13 protein-coding genes, 1 tRNA gene and 1 pseudogene are annotated in these 19,072 nt (G+C 37.2%); 11 read left to right on the top strand and 4 right to left on the bottom strand.

Features of this window, described 5'->3' with window-relative positions:
- Positions 1–18: 18 nt before the first annotated feature.
- Entirely contained in the window at positions 19–792 is a 774-nt protein-coding gene (locus DB42_RS08420) for an MBL fold metallo-hydrolase (RefSeq protein ID WP_044882594.1), read from the bottom strand.
- 170 nt (positions 793–962) lie between these two features.
- On the opposite strand from DB42_RS08420, the gene DB42_RS08415 reads away from it, so the two are divergent.
- Positions 963–1,349 carry a hypothetical protein gene (locus DB42_RS08415; protein WP_044882593.1) on the top strand — a complete coding sequence of 129 codons (387 nt, stop codon included), beginning with the start codon at positions 963–965 and terminating at the stop codon, positions 1,347–1,349.
- Between the two features lie 110 nt (positions 1,350–1,459).
- Here DB42_RS08415 and DB42_RS08410 read toward each other — a convergent pair whose 3' ends face one another.
- From DB42_RS08410 to DB42_RS08400, 3 genes are all read right to left on the bottom strand, one after another.
- Positions 1,460–3,967: a DNA translocase FtsK gene (locus tag DB42_RS08410; protein WP_044882592.1), complete on the bottom strand. Its 2,508-nt coding sequence runs from the start codon at positions 3,965–3,967 to the stop codon at positions 1,460–1,462.
- A gap of 8 nt (positions 3,968–3,975) precedes the next feature.
- Positions 3,976–4,770: an undecaprenyl-diphosphate phosphatase gene (locus DB42_RS08405; protein ID WP_044882611.1), complete on the bottom strand. Its 795-nt coding sequence runs from the start codon at positions 4,768–4,770 to the stop codon at positions 3,976–3,978.
- A gap of 25 nt (positions 4,771–4,795) precedes the next feature.
- Positions 4,796–4,869, bottom strand: a tRNA-His gene (locus DB42_RS08400).
- Positions 4,870–5,335: 466 nt separating this feature from the next.
- Between DB42_RS08400 and DB42_RS11920 the strand changes: the two genes are divergently transcribed.
- The 10 genes and pseudogenes from DB42_RS11920 to DB42_RS08350 all read left to right on the top strand — a co-directional run bounded on the left by DB42_RS11920 (position 5,336) and on the right by DB42_RS08350 (position 18,616).
- Positions 5,336–5,563, top strand: coding sequence for a transposase (locus tag DB42_RS11920; RefSeq protein WP_080502808.1), 228 nt, complete (start codon positions 5,336–5,338; stop codon positions 5,561–5,563).
- Positions 5,499–6,221, top strand: a pseudogene (locus DB42_RS11915) (IS5 family transposase). The gene DB42_RS11920 and the pseudogene DB42_RS11915 overlap by 65 nt, the downstream one beginning before the upstream one ends.
- A 167-nt stretch (positions 6,222–6,388) precedes the next feature.
- The gene (locus tag DB42_RS08385) at positions 6,389–8,371 is read left to right on the top strand and encodes an F-box-like domain-containing protein (RefSeq protein WP_044882589.1); all 1,983 of its coding nucleotides are present in this window, start codon (positions 6,389–6,391) and stop codon (positions 8,369–8,371) included.
- Positions 8,323–9,606 carry a tetratricopeptide repeat protein gene (locus DB42_RS08380; RefSeq protein WP_368665351.1) on the top strand — a complete coding sequence of 428 codons (1,284 nt, stop codon included), beginning with the start codon at positions 8,323–8,325 and terminating at the stop codon, positions 9,604–9,606. The genes DB42_RS08385 and DB42_RS08380 overlap by 49 nt, the downstream gene beginning before the upstream one ends.
- The gene (locus DB42_RS08375) at positions 9,587–9,790 is read left to right on the top strand and encodes a tetratricopeptide repeat protein (RefSeq protein ID WP_044882587.1); all 204 of its coding nucleotides are present in this window, start codon (positions 9,587–9,589) and stop codon (positions 9,788–9,790) included. Before DB42_RS08380 ends, DB42_RS08375 begins: the two co-directional genes overlap by 20 nt.
- Before the next feature lie 24 nt (positions 9,791–9,814).
- Complete coding sequence (locus tag DB42_RS08370) at positions 9,815–10,069, top strand: tetratricopeptide repeat protein (protein WP_044882586.1); 255 nt, start codon at positions 9,815–9,817, stop codon at positions 10,067–10,069.
- A 1,031-nt stretch (positions 10,070–11,100) separates the two neighbouring features.
- Positions 11,101–12,936: a DUF294 nucleotidyltransferase-like domain-containing protein gene (locus DB42_RS08365; RefSeq protein ID WP_044882585.1), complete on the top strand. Its 1,836-nt coding sequence runs from the start codon at positions 11,101–11,103 to the stop codon at positions 12,934–12,936.
- Positions 12,933–14,591 (top strand): tetratricopeptide repeat protein, encoded by a 1,659-nt coding sequence (locus DB42_RS08360; protein WP_044882584.1) that lies wholly within the window; start codon positions 12,933–12,935, stop codon positions 14,589–14,591. Before DB42_RS08365 ends, DB42_RS08360 begins: the two co-directional genes overlap by 4 nt.
- A gap of 193 nt (positions 14,592–14,784) precedes the next feature.
- Positions 14,785–16,917 carry a DUF294 nucleotidyltransferase-like domain-containing protein gene (locus DB42_RS08355; RefSeq protein WP_044882583.1) on the top strand — a complete coding sequence of 711 codons (2,133 nt, stop codon included), beginning with the start codon at positions 14,785–14,787 and terminating at the stop codon, positions 16,915–16,917.
- Positions 16,918–16,957: 40 nt separating this feature from the next.
- Positions 16,958–18,616 (top strand): lipopolysaccharide assembly protein LapB, encoded by a 1,659-nt coding sequence (locus DB42_RS08350; protein WP_044882582.1) that lies wholly within the window; start codon positions 16,958–16,960, stop codon positions 18,614–18,616.
- Positions 18,617–19,072: the final 456 nt, after the last annotated feature.

Below are 19,072 nucleotides of genomic sequence, written 5' to 3'. Positions count from 1 at the left end.
GAGGCAAGCGGATGAAAGTTAAAAATAGATCGGTTGGCTAACCATGGCTTGGGGAGCTACGCACATCTCTAAACTGATCCCATAGCTTTGGAGCTTCTCCTTAACAACACCAAGAGCTGTCTCAGGCGTATTGCATTCGCTAGAAAGATGAGCAAGGTAGACATGTTTTAAATTAGGATGGGCAATCTTGCTTAATAGCTCAGCACAAGCTTCATTAGAAAGATGACCGTTTCTACTTAAAACGCGTTGTTTATACACCATAGGCCGTGAACTGGCATGGACCATAGAAGGTTGATGATTAGCCTCCACATAAAGGTAATCGCAAGCTTGCAATTGATGAAGGACTAACGTGGAAACAAATCCTAAATCTGTACAAAATCCAAGCTTTAATCCATCCAACTTCAAGGTAAATGCTACAGGATCTAGGGTGTCGTGTTGAATATTAAAAGGATGAATTTCAAGGTCGCCAAATTCAAAGCTTTCTCCTGTCGAAAAAATTTTGAACTTAGGACATTCATGTAATTGCTCGACGATTCCTTTGGCCGTTTCATGATTGGCAAACACAGGAATACCCATCTTTAAGGCTAAAACTTTAAGGCCTTGAATATGATCACTATGTTCATGGGTAATTAAAATAGCATCTAACTCCCGGAAGTCCACTCCTATTTCGGCAAGTTTTTCTTTGGTGGCTCTTGCACTTAAGCCTGCATCAATAAGAAGCTTAAGTTGCGGCGTTCCTAAGTAAACACAGTTGCCTTTCGAGCCTGAAGCTAGAGGACAGAAACCAATCATTTGTCACATACCTAATCAATATGAGGAACGTTTTATCATATAACCATTTCCTTAGGCAAGTTTTTTAAGGCTAAAGATGAAGAGGTTAGTCTTTAAAAAAAACATAATGTTTAATTTAAATACCAAATAATATACATAGAACAATGCATACATTATAAAGAGGAGACCTCATGGAAACAGCCGTTCAAGTTTTAGAAAAAATGGAAAATGTATTAGATCAGCTAGTGAGCAATGCCGAGGGTTTAAAAGATTTATCGATGGAGGAATTTTCTGAAGAAGCAGTTACTCCTTTACAACAAAAGCAAGAACTTTTGGTAGAACAATTAAATGGTTTGGAAGGAAGCTTTGAAGCCTCTGAAAAAGAAGGCCAAGAAGAAGTTTTAGCGAAAATAGGCGATCGCATAGCAAAAAAACTGCGTTATTTCCAGCATTTAAATGCTGTCTTTGTGGAAAATATCACCGAGGGGAATTTTATGGAGGACTATGCTAAGAGTGATCTAGAAATGCTTGAGACAGGGCTTCCCCATCGTCGACAGGAAAATACTGACGAGGAATAAACTAAAAAAATCTAAAGCATATAATTTAAGTTAAGGCAGCTATAAAAGTTTAATCCTTGGCTCTTTGCAATGAAGTTAGGGTTGAGAAGAAAGTTTTTTTATTTGATCATTTAAAAATTTTCTTCCTCCTCTAATAAATCATCATCTGTTGATATCCCTTGCTTAGCTGCTAAGATCTTTCTCGGCTTGCTTCCTTCTGCAGGGCTTACAACCCCTTGGGATTCGAGCTGGTCCATTAAGCTAGCAGCACGAGCGTATCCAATTTTTAGCTTGCGTTGCAGAAAAGTGGTAGAGGCATTGCCTGTGCTGAGCACAATATCTAATGCCTGGTCATATAAGGCATCTTGGGGCGCATCTGTAGAAGCTAGTGACCCGCCAGAATCTTCAAGGGAGATGGAGCCGATGGTATCAAAGGACTCAATGACATAATGAGGAGGGGCTTGATCGCAGATATATTTAACAACACTGTGGATATCTTCATCCCGTATAAAGGCCCCTTGAGCTCTTACTAAATGAGAAGTACCTGGTGGAAGAAAGAGCATATCTCCATTTCCTAATAAACTTTCAGCGCCTGTCTCATCAAGGATAATTTGACTATTGATGCGGCTAGCAACCTTAAAGGAGATCCTTGTAGGAAAGTTGGCTTTTATTAATCCCGTAATCACTTCTCGAGAAGGACGTTGGGTGGCGAGGACAAGATGAATACCAATGGCTCGTGCCATCTGAGCAATACGAGCAATAGGTGTTTCAATGTCGCTACTGGCTACCATCATTAAGTCCGCGAGCTCATCGATAATTCCTACAATATAAGGCATCTTTTCAGGAACTTCGATGTTTAAAGAATCTTCAAAGTCTTTATTGATGGCACGGTTATTAAAGCTTTCAATGTTTCTTACACCCGTTTGTTTTAAGATTTCGTAGCGTTTTTCCATCTCTTTTACCATCCAACGCAGCGCAGCGCAAGCACCATGGGGCTCGGTAATTACCGGTGCTAACATGTGAGGAAGGCGAGTATAGGGAGTCAGCTCTACTTTCTTAGGATCTACCATGACAAGCTTAATTTCATCCGGCCTAGCATTTAGCACAATGGACATGACAATCGTATTAATACAAACAGATTTGCCTGAACCGGTAGCGCCTGCGATAATGCAATGAGGCATCTTGGCTAGATCGCTCATGACGTAGTCTCCATTCACAGCTTTACCAAGAAGAATAGGAATGTGAAACTTTTTTGTGCCCTGCTGATAAGTGGTTAACATATCTTTAAAGCTGACTTCTTGAGGAGAGGGGTTAGGCACTTCGATGCCTACAGCAGCTTTTCCGGGGATAGGAGCAATGATCCTAATCGATCTGGCTTCCATATTAAGAGCAATATCATTCTCTAATGTTTTTATACGTTGAACTTTAACACCTATAGCGGGATGAACCTCGAACGAGGTGATGGTAGGTCCACAATTAATTTGACCCACTTTGGCTTCAATGCCAAAGCTTAGCAATGTTTCTTCTAATACTTCAGCTTGCTTTTTTAAATCTTTCTTTAAAGAAGTTTGGTCAAATTTCTTTGGGTTGGTTAATAAATTAAAAGAGGGGAGATTATAAGCGGAAAAATCACCATTATGCACGCGTTGTGCCTTAAGGGCTGCTTCTCTTTTGTCTAGTTGTTCATTTGCCAATTCTTTCTTTTTCACGGGAGGAGGAGGTGTTTGCAAAGGCTGCGCTGGTAATTGAAAAGAAAGTTGATCTTCATTTTTTTCTTTACGCGAGACAGAAGGACGCGTAGTCAAATTAATTTCTGGACGTATAGCTAACAACTCTGGGGAAGGAGAGCGATCCTGTGCTATAGAGGTATTATCCGAATGCGTGCCTGCCAAAAAGCCAGGAATACGTAATTTAACATAGCGCATGAAATCGCTATCTTTTTTAGCTTCAGCTTCCACTTTTACTTCTTTTTTTTCTAATGGAGCTAAAGCACTCAAAGCATCTGAACTATTTTTGGATAGCTTAGCTTTAACTTTAGAAAAAAGGCGTAGGATGCTTAAGATTAAATTTTGAGGCATAATCTTGAAAATGAAAAACAGGCTCGCTAGTAAAGTACTGGTGAACAGAACCATCACGCCCGAGACCCCTATAAATCGATAGAGGTTAAAGATAGGTAGATCTTTATAGAGGTAAAATAAAGGGGCACCACCCAGATGATAACGCTGGCGCTTTATCCATAGATTAGGATAAAAAAACTGGCTAAGGGTATTGCCCAACAAAGGGTAAAGATCTTCGACGACGTTTAAGATCATGCTGACGGAAAGGATTAACAAGAAAGTAAAAAAGAGTTTACTACCGATATGGCGGATGGGTTTATCTATCAGAAGCCTCCAACCCGCCCATGTACAAAAGCCACAGATGATGTAGCTTGATAGTCCAAAAATTCCATGAAAAACCATGCCGATGCTATAGCCTAATAACCCTACCCAATGATGTGTGCGTTCATTGTAAGCAAAGCTTACCAAACTTAAAAATATTAAAAACGTGGAAGCAAGAGCAACGACTCCATAAATGCTGCTATGCATAGGCACTGGAGGGGCTTTTTCAGAAGCTGCCTTTGCTGCTTTCTTTTTAGCCATAAATTCCCTTATAAGTTTCTAAAAAATAGAGTTGTTACCATGCCTACCAACAGGCAATACCCTATAAAATACATAAATAGGCGTTTAGATGCTAGCTTTTGAAGATAATGCAGGGCAATTATTCCGAATAGGAAGGAAAAGAAAAAGCCTGCTAAATACTGTACCCAAGAGATAGCCGGTAAGCTAGAGTTATCTCTTTTTAAAATTAGCTGGCCTAATTCAATTATAATGCTAGCCATGAGTGTGGGAATAGCTAAAAGAAAAGAAAAAGTGATCGCATGTTCATAGTTCCAACCTAACAAGCGTGCTGCCGAAATAGTAGCTCCACTTCGGGAAATTCCCGGGAACACAGCCATCGCTTGAAAAAAACCAATCATTAAAGCCTCTTTCCAAGTATGCTTCGACATCTCTGTAACAGAAGAAGTTTTTTTACTCAAGCAAACCCCTAAATACATAAGAGCAGCCGTAAAAAGAAAAAAATAGCCTAAGTATTCAATGTGATCAAAAAAAGCCTTAATGTGCTTAAGAAAAAATACCAAAGGAAAAAGCGGCAGCAAGGCAATAAAAAGAAGGTATAACACTTTTTTTTCACTTGTTAAAAGTGTTTTAATCTTTTTGAAAAAGGCAATAAAGAGAGCTAATAACGTCCCCAAATGACAGATAAGATCAAAAGTTATTAAATCTTTGAAATTATTCATGCCTAGCAGGTATTGAGCTAAAATCAGGTGCCCAGAAGAGCTGACAGGTAAAAATTCGGTAATACCTTGAATGAATCCTAAGAAAATTGCTTCAATCGTTGACACAGCAGCTATTTGACTTGTAAAAAAGGGCGATCGACGGGATTCGAACCCGCGACATTTGGAACCACAATCCAACGCTCTAACCAACTGAGCTACGATCGCCGCATAACAAACAAGTTATTTAACTTAAAATTGCTATTTAGGTCAATAGGTTTTTCCATAATTTTTATGAAAAATATTAAGCTATAGCTATTGACAGCAGCAGCTTTTAAGGTTTCTCTTTGAGGCTTCATAAAAAAAGCCGAAACCGCTCGTGGCTTTAAAAGTTTAAAAACACCGCTTCTTTTCTTTTTTTCTTTTAAAATTTTAAAAAAGAGTAATCCTAGGTAATTTTATTGAGCCGCATCATCTCCCTATCATCTAAAACTAAAGGATTTAAAATAATATTAATTTTGACGTTGTTGCGTAAATGCTAAGAAGTGTATGCGATAAGATTGCCCTTTAACACATAAGAGCTGTAAAATTTAGTTTGCTTAAACAAAAATATAGGCAGGCTATGGAAAAAAAGCTTACCTACCGCATACGTAACTGATCCGATTATAACAAAGCTTTAGAACAAAGAGGAAGCATAACTTTATGGTTTTCGGATGAAACCATTAAAGGATGGAGGGAAAATAAAAGCACGGGGAAGAAGGGCCGTCCAAGAATTTACTCTGCTGACGCTATCCTATGCGTGTTGATGATTAGAGCGGTTTATCATTTACCCCTCCGGGCGGGCCTTGCGAGGGTTTGTGTCATCGCTGATTACTTTGCTGGCTTTGGGATTGCCTGTTCCTTGTTATACCCGCATTTGTAGGCGTGCTAAAGAGCTTGAGCAAGAGTTTACAAAGCTAAGCCGTAAGCGTCCGACAGACATAGTCTTTGATTCCTCGGGGGTAAAGGTCTACGGCGAAGGAGAATGGAAAGTGCGCCAGCATGGCAAAGCAAAGCGGAGGACTTGGAGAAAGATTCACTTAAGCGTTTGCCCAGACTCGCATGAGATTATTCTGAGTGAATTAACAAATAGCAATAAAGCCGATGATTTAGTGGCGAGCCAAATGATCCCCAAGCTGCCATAGAGCGTAAAGACCACTTATGGAGATGGTGCTTATGATAGACAAGCTTTCTATCGATCGTCTTATGTTCGGGAGATAGATCCTGTAGTGCCTCCAAGAAGAGGAGGAAGGCTAAGCCAAGAGACGGACAAACCGTGGATGAAAAAAAGAAATGATAACTTAAAAGTCATTCAAGGCTTGGGAGGAGATACTGAGGGTAGGCAGCTTTGGAAGAAGCTTAGTGGCTATCATAAAAGATCCCTTGCTGAAACGGCGATGTACCGCTTTAAAAGAAGCTTTGGAGGAGATTTTCGCTCTAGGAAGATAGACTATCAGCGAGCAGAATTATATGCTAAATCTTTGGCGATGAACAAGATGACAGCGCTTGGAATGCCTCAAGGACAATGGGTACTAACTTGATAAGCCTTTAAACAGACCAACTATTAGGTCATTTACGCGACAAGGCTTTAATTTTCTAAATTTTTTAATTTTTTTTGTAAATTAACTAGATATATGTTATTATATTTTTTTAATAAGTAAAAATGAGATTATAAATATCTTCTAATAATTAAATAACAATAAATCTAATGAATATAGAAAGCATACATAGGCATCATTTTATATTTCCTGTGTTTAGAAAAATAGAAGAAAAGTTAGCTTATCCTACAGGATATCCAGATGTATATAGAAAGATTAGCTTAAAAATCTTTAGTGAATTGAAAGAGCAAGATTTATGTCAACCAAAAGCTGTATGCAAAGAATGGAAACGAATTATTCAAGAAACTTTTTTATGGAAAAAACTTTATCAAAAAAGCTTTACTGTTAGGCCTGGAGGTAAAAACCAGGAAATTAAGACCAATCATATAAATGATTTTTTTAATTTTTTAGCTTCTTTGCCCTCTAAAACTTTAAAGAGTATGCTTTGCTCTGGAAATGATTTAAATGATGATGAGCTAAAAGGTGTTTTTGATGCCCATCACAAGACTCAAATTTTTAAAAATAGCCAAGTCGACAATATCAAATTTTTGCAACTTTATCCAACTCATCAATTACATGCTTACCTTCAGAAACTCAATAACTACTTAGATCAGAGCACCTCTTCTAGGGACTGCGCAAATTATTATTTACCTAAAGATGAGATAAAAGAATTAGAAGAATTTTATACGCTAGCTTTGAAACTTGCTATTTATGAAAAAGACTTCGTGCAAGAAAGTTTTTATATAGAAAAGCTGGGAGATATTTATGTGGAAAAAGCTACAGCAGAAACTTTTCTCCAAGCCGCAGGCTTTTATAATTACGTTTTACATGATTTTTCTTCAGCTAAAAGACATGAAATAATTAGAAGCAAGTTATCTAAAGTGGAAATCTTACTTATTAAGCTCTGTACTGAGAAGCTTTTAAACCTTGATGTAAGACAAGCATATTTTGTGGAAAATCGCAAATTGTTGAAAGCTTTTAGAAATCAGATAGAGAAAAAGATGCAAACTTTTTCTGAAGATCCTTCTTTTGAAGAGGTCAGAGAGCTCTATCGCGAGATTACTCAAGGTGTAAAAAGTTTTTTTAGCAGTCTGGTGAATCAATCGGAAGAGGCTTTAGGAGCTAGTCCTTGTGAGTATGCCATGATAGGATTTGGCTCTTTAGCTAGGGAAGAGATGACACCTTACTCCGATTTAGAATTTGGCATTCTTGTGCAAGAAAATACTCCTACAACTAGAAAATATTTCAAATCTCTTACGTTTCTCCTCCACCTACAAGTTATTAATCTAGGAGAGACTATCCTGCCTGCTCTAAATATCCCATGTTTAAAGGCTATAAGCTTTTTTGATGATAGGACTCCACGAGGGTTTTGTTTTGATGGAGCAGGAGTAGAAGGAAAAGGATGTAAAACACCTTTTGGCAATGGCAGGACATTCGAGCTTATTAATACCCCAGAAAAGATGGCGCAATATATTGCTAAAAATGAAGAGGGTAGATGGTGGTATGACCAAGAGCCGCATCTTCCCATGGAACTTTTAACTTTCACTCACCTATTAGGCAATCCTGAGCTAACCAGTCGCTATAGCCAAAAAGTTCAAGAAATATTAGAAACACCTTACCAGGAAAAATTTACCCTTCGCCAGCATCTAGCTAAGCATCATTTAATCCAGCAAGATATGAAAAATTTTGATCCTGGAGTAGAAACGCTAGAAAACCAAGGTATGCTTTTTAAAGCTAAAAATGACTTTTATCGCTTTCCCCATTTGGCTATAGATCGACTTGCTCTTCTTCTAAAGGTGACTTCTTCAGATACTTTCGCTAGGATTGTTCAGCTAAATCAGCAAGAAATTTTAACAGGCGAGGCAGCTAAAAAGTTAAAGGAATGGATGAGTATAGCACTATTCATGCGCCTTAAAACCTATTTTTACTATCAAGCTCAAAATGATAGCATGAATCCTCTTATCAAGCCGTTTGGTTTTGACGAGCCTGAAATTGTTCAAAAATGTTTAGCGTTAGATCATAAAACCTTAGAAAAAATAAAAAAATTTATGGAATATTTATTCCTTTTCACAAGGCTATCCAAGAGTTTTTAGCTGGCAATGAAGAAATTCTTAAATCTTCTGTTTTAGATAATAGTGCGCTTCAAACACAGGGACTTATAGCTTTAAGGCTTTTGCAGCAGGAAGAAGCAAAAAAGTATTATGAATTAGCCATACAAGTCAACCCAGGAGACGTGGAAGCGTGGAATACTCTTGCTACGATTTACTACGCTCAAGGAGATTTAGAGAAGGCGATTGAGATTAACACGAGGGTACTCAATACTGCTCTTAAACAGGATAAAAAAAACCTTTATCATATAACAAGAAGTTACAATGACCTAGGAATGATCTATCTTAACCAAGGGAATTTAGAAAAGGCTGCGGAATATGCTAATCAGGCCCTCTCCATTGGCTATAGCATGGTGGGGGAAAATCATCCACTCATAGCTATTCGCTATAACAATCTAGGCAATATCTTTGAAGCTCAAGGAAATCTTAAATTAGCTATTAAATGTGTAAAGAAAGCGCTTGAGATTGATCTTAGGGTTTCCGGAATGGATCATCCTCACCTGGCGATTCGTTACAATAATTTGGCACGCATGTATAACGCCAATAGAAAATTAATCCAGGCGATTTATTGTGCCGAGCAGGCGCTCGCCCTTGATCTTAAGCTTTTTGGTGAAAATCATCCCAAAATGGCAATTCGCTATGGTAATCTTGGGTCAATCTGTAAGGCTCAGGGAAATTTGGAACAGGCGGCTGAATATATGAATCGAGCGCTTGATATAGATCTTAAGTTCTTTAGCAAAATTCATCCTAGGATAGCCAGTCATTACAGCAATCTGAGTACGATCTATTTCAGTCAACGAAAGTTAGAAAAAGCCGTTGAATATGCAAGGCAAGCACTAGACATTGATCTTAAGTTGTATGGTAAAGATTATCATAAGGTAGCCATCCGTTACAACAACCTGGCACAAATCTATCAATTACAAGGAAGGTTAGAAAAAGCGGCTAGATCTACTGAGAAAGCACTCAATATTAGTCTTAATTGCTTTGGTAAAAAACACTTTCAGTTAGCAATTTTCTATAAAAATCTGGGGATTATCTATCAATGCCAAAGCAAATTAGAACAGGCGGCCGATTGTATGAAGCAAGCCCTCCACCTTAATCTAGAGCTTTATGGAGAAAATCATTTCTCTCTGGGAGAAGTTTACGAACATTTGCAAAAGATTTATCAAGCACAAGGGGATTTAAAGCAGGCAGCTAAATATGCCAAAAAAAATGCTTAAATCTTACATCATAATTTCTGATAAAGCTCATGACTATGCTCGGCAAGCAATATGTTATAATAACTTTGCATCAATCTACCATAGCCAAGGCAAGCTAGAAAAGGCGATTGCTTGTGTAAAGCAATGCCTTAAAATTAATCTTGAGCTCCACGGCAAAAATCATTTGCTGAGTGCTTTAAATTAGGTAAATTTAGGACGGCTTTATCAAATGCAAGGAAATTTGGAGCAGTCGGTTAAGTATGTCAACAAAGCGCTTAAAATCAGCCCGCACCTATTGGATAAAAACCATCCCAGTATCGCTAGACTTTATAATAAATTTACCTCTATTTTAAAAACGATAGAGGAGCCCACTAAATATGCTATGAAAGCACTAGAAAGCCCTCTTAAAGTCTATGCCAACCACTCTTTAATAATAAAAATATTTTATCATAATATAAAAGAATTTATCACCAATTTTCATTAGGTTTAGTAGCATGGATATTTTTCTTAATCCAGCTATTGTATAACTAATCATAAGAGAATGATCCTTAAGTTTTCTCTTCCATTGTTTGGCTTAGACATCCCTTTTTTGAGGAGGCAATCATTATCTTTTTTAATGCTGGGTAATTTTTGTAAAGGGGGGATTAGTCTAAAAATGAATACGTATACAACGCCTCATAAGCTTTCAAACTCGATTTAACTTCAGGATTCTCATGAGGCAAGAAGAAAGAGAAAGGTGTGTCTTAAAAAAACGCTGAGTTTTCATCTCTATGATTATCGGTTCGGTCTAAAAAGCAAGGTAGGATAATGATTAGATTGCGATTGGCTAATCCGTTCTAAAAGATATTTTTAAGCTTTAGCTTTTTAAAAAATGGCATTTTCTTTTCGAGAACATATGGAGAGAGCCGTAGTGGCACACAAGCTATTATATTCTCTTGTCTTAAAACATTTTTAGGCCCCTTTCTATTATTTTGCCTATACCTTGATGAAGTTATTTTGTGACAATCCAGTCTAGCTTTATCCTTCTATCAGCATAGGCAACAAGCTTGTCGATAATTTATCTAAATGCAGCTACCCATGCGAGCCCATCCGCTAGATGAAATCTTTAATGATCCATGTACAGTATGATTTAGATAAAATAGAAGAGGATTCACAGCTTTCTTTCCTAGCAAATAAAGAATAAAATGTTGAATGTTTAAAAAATATGCTATTGATGTATAAATTTTTTCCTTCTGTATATAATTGAAAGAAAACCGGGCAAATGGCCAGGAAAGCTATCTACTTAAAAAATGAGGGGGTAGTTGAAACAATTAATAAGCTGATGGCATAGAAAATTTAGCCACATTCCAACTAGAGAAGGAAAATAGCAAAAGGCTGAAAAGCTTTCCTTACATTTAGCTTGCTAGGGTTTTAGATAAATCAATTAGTGGAAATGCATATAAATAATAAATAAGCTTACACTTTGTATTATAAGGAAAATTGAATGCTAGAAATGAATGATAAGCAGGTAAGCTTATGGGTGCAGTAAATCTACATCTTAATTTTCCTTCGACATCAACATGCAAGACGAGCCAAAAAAATTCTATCTTTTCCTCCTTAAACAGGATCGAAAATACAAAGATTGGATTAAAAACCTTTGCAGAATTAAAATTGCAAGATTTGTGTTTAGCAAGCCTTACTTGTAAGCAGTGGAAGCAGCTTACTCAAGAGCCTAGCACATGGAAAGAGCTTTATTTCCAAGCGATAAAGGGAGAGGGCATTGAAGAGCAATCTTCTATCAGCCTTCTTGAGAATGAGGTTTCTAATCATCTCCAGGCTAACATCTTAGCTTTTCGCCCTACAGCAATTAATAAAAATATTTCCCTTCCTTTTGCCCCTCTCATCTATATCAAAGAAAAATGCTTAGAAAAAGAGGATTTTTTATCGAAAGATAAAATAGAAGAAGCTGAAAATGCTTACGCGCTTACATTAAAAGGTGCTGCTCAAGAAAATGATTCTATCCAGCAAAGCTTTTACGCGGAAAAATTAGGGGATGTCTATTTGGCTAAAAAAATTCCCGAAAAGCTTCTTCAAGCTGCAGGGCTTTATAATTATGCTTTACGCCTCTGCCCTTTGGGGCAGCAGGAAGTCATTAGAGAGAAGCTTTTACAAGTTGAAGGCTTGCTTGTCAAGCTCTGCGAGAGAAAACCTTTAAAGCCTTCTTTAATGAAAAAGCGATCCCTAGACAATCGTCAGGCCTTGAAAAAGTTTAGAAATATAATGGAAGAGAAAATTCAAAACCTAAGTGAAAACCCTTCCTCTCAAGAAGTAAAAGCCCTTTATCATAGTATTTCCCAAGGAATAAAAGTTTTTTTCAAGTTGCTTGTGAGCCAAGCCCGTGAAGTTTTAGGGCCCGCCCCTTGCGAATACGCCATGATAGGATTTGGCTCTTTAGCAAGAGAAGAGATGACCCTCTATTCTGATGTAGAATTTGGCATTTTAATACCAGAAGATTCTCCTACACATAGAGAGTATTTTAGGCGTCTCACACTTCTTCTTCATCTAGCCGTTATCAATTTAGGCGAAACTATTCTGCCTGCTTTAAACATTCCTTGCTTAAAAGCTATAGATTTTTTTGATAGCATAACTCCAAGAGGTTTTGCCTTTGATGGGGCAGGAGTAACAGGAAAAGGCTGCAAAACTCCTTATGGCAATCGCCAAACATTTGAGCTTATTCAAACTCCTGAAAAGATGGCGCAATATATAGCTAAAGATGAAGAAGGCTACTGGTGGCATCAGCAAGAACCTCATCTTCCCCTGGAGCTTGTGACCTACACTCATCTATTAGGCGCTTTTAAATTAACTGAACAGTACAAACAAGCATTACAAGAAAACCTTGATACCTGTTATCAAAGAAGCCTTACTCTTCGTCAATACTTAGCTAGGTATCATCTGGTTGAAGAGGATATGATGGTCTTTGAACCACGAATAGGAGGACTAGAGTGTCAGGGCATGCTTTTCCACACCAAACATGACCTTTATCGTTTCCTTCATCTAGCCTTAGATAGGCTAGCGCTTTTTAATAAAGTGGCAGCCGTGGATACATATAGCAGGATCGATCAATTAAGCAATCAAGGAGCCTTGAATCAGGGAGCAGCTGAAAAGTTAAAAGAGTGGATGCTTACAGCGTTACTGATGCGTCTTAAAACCTATTCCTATTATCAAGCCCAACAGGAAATGATGAATCCTCTCATTAAGGTTTTTGATATTGACGAATCTACCCTTGTTCAAAAGCAGCTTGGCTTAGATGGGGAAACATTAGCAAAGATAAAAAAATCTATCATATTTTTATTCCCTTTTTTCAGGCTATGAAAGAGTTTCTATTAGGGAGTGAGGATAAATTAAAATTTTCAATACTAGATGAAAACTCTCCTCAAATGCATGGAGATATAGCTCTGAGATTTTTCCAGCATGAGGAAGCTAAATATTGGTATAGCTTAGTAAGAAAAGAAACTTCAGAAAAGCCTGATCTATTAAATACTTTGGGAATAATTGATGGAATCCAAGGAAATTTCAAGCAGGCGACGGAGCATATCTATCAAGCGCTTGAAATAGACCTCAAGCTTGAGGGGAAAGATAGCTTGCAAGTGGCAAGAGATTATAATAATTTAGGAGTTTTCTACCAAAACCAGGGAAAATTAGGAAAAGCTGCTAACTATGTAAAGCTAGCTCTTAAAATCACTATTAAGCTATGTGGCAAAATTAACTTAAGGGCAGCAAATTGTTACAACAATCTAGGATGCATCTATTTAGAAGAAGGTAACTTGAAAAAGGCAGCTAAGTATGTCAAGCAAGCGCTTGAAATAGACTGCAAGCTTTACGGAAAAAGCCATTCTAGCCTAGCTATCTACTCTAGCAACCTGGGGCGAATCTACCAAGAGCAGGGAGATTTAGCAAAAGGAGCAAAGCTCATCAAGCGCGCGCTTGATATAGACCTCAAGCTGTATGGAGAGTATCATCCGAATATGAGCAAGAATTATAATATTTTAGGGTTGATGTATCATGCACAGAAGGATGATGAGCAGGCAGCCAAGCATTTGAAGCTAGCTTTAAAAACCGATCTCAAATTGTTAGGAAAAAATCATATAAAAATAGCTACTCGTTACAATAACTTAGGAAGCATTTATCAAAGTCAAGGTCATTTAAAAGAGGCTTTTAAATGGATGCATGAAGCCCTTAAAATAAACATTAAATTATTAGGAGAGAACCATCCTAATGTAGCCACAGGTTACAATCATCTCGGAACAATCTATCAAAAACAAGGAAATTTTGAGCAGGCCGTAGAAAATGCCAAAAAAGCACTGAAAATCCGTATCGAGCTTTTTGGCAATTATCATCCCAGCGTAGCAAGAGTTCACAATAATCTTGGAACAATTTATCAAGAACAAGGCAATGTTGAGCAAGCTGCTAAGTCATTCACTCAAGCACTAGGTGTTTTCCTTAAAGTAAATGGTGCAAATCATTTGAAGGCAGCAAATCTCTGCCATCATTTAGGGCAAATTTATCAATTTCATGGAGAACTAGGGAAAGCAGCTAAGTATATCCATCAGGGGCTTCAGATTAATATTCAGCATTACGGTGAATATCATTCTAGGGTAGCTGAAGATTATAAAAATTTGGGACTCATCTGTCGAAAGCAAGGGAAATTGAAGCAAGCCGGCAACTATATCAAGAAAGCACTCAAAATTAATATTAAAATTTTTAGTGATAATCACCCTTGTGTAGTAAGAGATTGTGAGGATCTGGGAATGGTTTATCAAGAGCAAGGGAAGTTAGGAAAAGCGCTTGATTATACTAAGCAAGCTCTTCGAAGTAGCATTGTTACATATGGCATTCATCATCCTGAGGTAGCAACCATTAACAGTAACCTACAGAAACTCAAGTCACTTTTTCCCACGTCTGAGGTAAAAACAACCACACTTCTTAAGAGGCAGGGTAAGTCAACAGGAAGGGGAGCGTTGAGTTGACATTGAAAATTAGAATATAACTTTGTGTAAAAAGTGCTACTATGATAATAACTTAACGAGAAAGAAAATCAGCTATCAAATGGTTTTTTTTTGTTTTTATAGACAAATTAGAGGATAAAAAGATTTCTTTATAAAGATGCATACTTGCTTAGAGTCAAATCAAACCAAATTAAGATAAAAGGCAGCTAATTTAATGATTCCAGAAAGTTCACTTCTTAGGCCTGTTGTATTTCGTGAGTTAAAGGCGAGAGAAGAACATCTTTCTCTTTCTTTAGAAAATTCGATTAAATATAGAAAAATAGATTTAAAAATATGCGCCGAACTTAGCTCGCAAGATTTATGCGGTTTAAGACTTGCGTGCAAAGAATGGAAGCAAATTGCTCAGGCGACTGATTTAGGGAAAAGGCTTTTTTCAAAGAAATCTAGTTTCTTCAGCCCTTTATCTTCTAAAATTTATGAACAGTTGCTTCTTTCTTTTGATAATTTAACACCAGAGGAATTAAAAAAAATTATAGAAAATAATGACTTTTTATCAAAAGCTAGCATTGAAAAAGCAGAAAAAGCCTATATGCTAGCTTTAAAACTTATTATTAAAGATAAAGACTCTGCTCAAGAGGCTGCGCAACAAAGCATTTCTACTCAGGAAAGCTTTTGCATAGAAAAATTAGGGGATATCTATGTTGCAAAAGGAACCCCTAAAACGCTTCTTCAAGCCGCAGGGCTTTACAATTATGTTATGAGCCTTTCTCCAATCGAAAATCGGGAGCTTCTTAAAGAAAAGCTTGCTAAAATTCATAACCTACTTAGCGCAGTATCTGAGGAAAAGCCTTTAAACTATAATCTACTAAAAAATCAATTTGAAGGAAATCGACAAAAGTTAAAGGATTTCAGAAGTAAAATAGAGAAACACATTCAATCCTTACCTGAAACCCCGGATCACCAGGTGGTCAGAGAGCTATTTGGTGAGATTACTCAACAGATAAAAGCTTTTTTTGAAATTCTTGTAAAGCAGAGTGTAGACGCTTTAGGAGCTGAGCCTTGCGAGTATGCCATGATAGGCTTTGGCTCATTAGCTAGAGAAGAGGTGACACCTTATTCCGATTTAGAGTTTGGCATTCTTATAAAAGAAGATAATCCAATAAATCGAGAATATTTCAAACGTTTGACCTCTTTGATTCATTTGAAGGTCATTAATTTGGGAGAAACTATCCTACCGGCTTTAAATATTCCTTGCTTAAAAGCCATAGATTTTTTTGATAGCATAACCCCACGAGGTTTTGCTTTTGATGGGGCAGGAGTAGAAGGAAAGGGCTGTAAAACTCCTTTTGGCAATGGTAAGACGTTTGAGCTTATTCAAACTCCTGAAAAGATGGCCCAATATGTGGGTAAGAATGAAAATGGCCAATGGTGGCATGATAAAGAGCCTCATCTTTCCATGGAGCTTCTGAATTTTACTCATTTGCTAGGCAACAATGAATTAACTGAGCAATATAGGCAAAAAGTTCAAGAAAAGCTCAACATCCCTTATCTGGAAGATATTAATCTTCGCCAGCATTTAGCAAAATATCATTTAGTTCAAGAAGATATGATAGCCTTTAATCCAGGAATGGGCGATTTAGGCAGGCAGGGCATGCTTTTTAAAGTTAAAAATGATTTTTACCGCTTTCCACATCTAGCATTGGATAGGTTAGCTCTTCTTAAAGAAATAGTAGCTTCGGATACATTTGGTAGAATTGATCAGCTAAATAAGTTAGGAGTTATAACGGAGGGCGCCGCTGCAAAGCTAAAAGAGTGGATGAGCATAGCGTTATTTATGCGCCTTAGAACCTACTCCCATTATCAAGCACAACAAGAGACGATGAACCCTCTAATTAAGCCTTTTGAATTTGATGAGCCTGAACTTATTAAACAGCAGTTTGCTTTAGATCAGGAGGCATTAGAAAAGGTAAAAAAGATTTATTGCATTTTTATTCCCTTCTATCAAGCTATTCAAGAGTTTTTAGCAGGCGATGAAAAAAGACTTGCCTTTTCGGATTTAGAGGATAATTCTTTTAAGACTCAGGGGGATATAAGCTTAAGGCTTTTTCAGCTAAAAGAGGCAAAAAGTTGGTATATCAGAGCGTTACAAGAGAACAGAGAAAGCATTAAGGCATTAGAGGCTCTTGCATCCATTAATAAAACCCAAGGAAATTTAGAGCAGGCGGCTTATTATGCTGATCAAGGGGTCGAGATTATACGCAACCAATGCAATAGAAAACATTCAAATTTGGCTAACTTTTACAATCTATTAGGGATGATCTTTAAAGATCGAGGAAATTTTAGCTAAAGCTGCTAAATATATTAATCAAGCGATCGAAATCACTCGTTTGTTTGATGATGAAAATTTATCAAGTTTGGCGGTATTTTACGCACATCTAGCGCAAATTTACGAAAAACAAGGATATTTAGATAACGCACTTCAGTCTTTTAATCAAGCCCTCACTATTGGAATCAAGTTTTTTGGTAAGCATCATGCAATTATAGCAAGGATATATAACAGCATAGGAATGTTCTACAAAGATCAAGGAAAATTAGAGCAGGCGGCTAAATATGTTAACCGAGCACTAAAAATCAATATTCAGCTTTATAGCAAAGCTCATCCCTACGTAGCAAACCTTTATAACGACCTATGGATGGTATATAAAGAGCAAGGAAATTTAGAAGAAGCAACAGACCACCTCAATCAAGCACTTAAAATTAACCTTAAGTTATATGGTAACAATTATCCATTCGTGGCGGTAATTTACAATAATTTAGGAGAAATCTACAAAGTTCAAGGAAAGTTGGAAAAAGCAGCTGAGAGTTTTAGCCAATCTATACAAATAGGCAGCCAGCTGTTTGGCAAAAATCATCTCACTTTGGCTACAGATTACAATAACCTTGGAGGCCTTTATATGGAAAAAGGGGATTTGAAGCAAGCGTCTAAATATATCAAGAAAGCGTTCAAAATTAATAGTAAACTGGATGGTGAAAATCATACTCTTAAAGCATCTCTTTACAATAATTTAGGCCAGCTTTATCAAGCTCAAGGAAAACTAAAGCAAGCAGCTAATTATACCCATCAGGCACTTGAAATTGATCTTAAACTACATGATGAAAATCATCCTAAGGTAGCAGCCTACTATTGCAACTTAGGTAAGATCTATTTAGAACAAGAAAAGCTAGAAGAAGCAGCTAAATATGCCAAGCAGGCGACTGCCATTGACGTTAGGTTGTATGGTGATAATCATTTTGCTTTGGCAGCAGATTATAATAATCTAGGTCAGATCTATCACAAGCAGGGAGATTTAGATCAGGCAGGTAATTTTGCTAAGAAGTCTCTTAAAATTAATATTAAACTTTATGGTGAAAATAGCTATCAGGCGGCAATAAACTATAATAACCTAGGAACGATTTACCTGAGTAAAGAAGAACTAGGCTACGCCGCTAAGTATATTGAAAAAGCCCTTGCCATTAACCTTAAGCTTTTTAGTGAAAATCATCCCGAGACGGCAAAATGTTTTAGTAATTTAGGGCAAATTTATAAAGCCCGCGGTGATCTAGGAAAAGCAATTGAGTATACAGAAAAAACACTCAGAATTGATATTGGGTTGTATAGTGAGAATCATCCAGAGGTGGCAGATGATTACTATATCCTGAGTAGAGTTTACCAGGAGCAAGGTAATTTAGCAATGGCTGCCAAGCATGCCCATCAAGGGCTCCAGATTGATATTCGGCATTATAGTGAAAATCATTCCATCGTCGCAAAAGATTATAATCATTTGGGAATGATTTACCAAGAGCAAGGGGATTTAGAAAAAGCGGTTGATTATACCAAGAAAGCTCTTCGAAGCAGCATTGCTACAAATGGAATTCATCATCCTGAGGTAGCAACCATTAACAGTAACCTACAGAAACTCAAGTCACTTTTTCCAACATCTGAGGTGAAAACAACCCCACTTCTTAAGAGGCAGGGTAAGTCAACAGGAAGGAAAACATCAAGTTGACATGGAAAGCAAGAATGCAACTTTTTATACAAGACGCTTCTCTAGCAATAATTTAACGACAAAGAAAAGTAGTTATCAATGCTCTTTCGAGATGGAGCTAACGACAAGCCTTTAAAATTACTAAGCTATCAAATGCTTGCCTTGTGTTATGTCTGATTTAAAAGAGTGGGTGTATTTGAATTTGATTAATCATGTCCGAATGATTAGGGCTGCGAGAGAGCTAGCTAGCCTAGCAAAAGAAAGGGCTGATGCTAAAGCTGCTTTTCAGCCTAGCAGGCTAAAAAGTTGTTTCAAGAAACTATAAATAATGCTAAATACCTATTTAACTTTTCATTAAAAATTAAGTAAAAAAGATAATTTCTATGAATTTAGAGAGCTTAAATACCCATCCTCTTATATTTCCTGCCTTTAACAATTCTATTTCTCCTCTAGGAAATACGTCAGTATATGCACAAA

The sequence above is a fragment of the Neochlamydia sp. EPS4 genome, assembly GCF_000813665.1.
Taxonomy (GTDB): Bacteria; Chlamydiota; Chlamydiia; order Chlamydiales; family Parachlamydiaceae; genus Neochlamydia.
The sequence above is the reverse complement of the archived record's forward strand: the minus strand, read 5'-3'. Positions and strand labels throughout refer to the sequence as shown.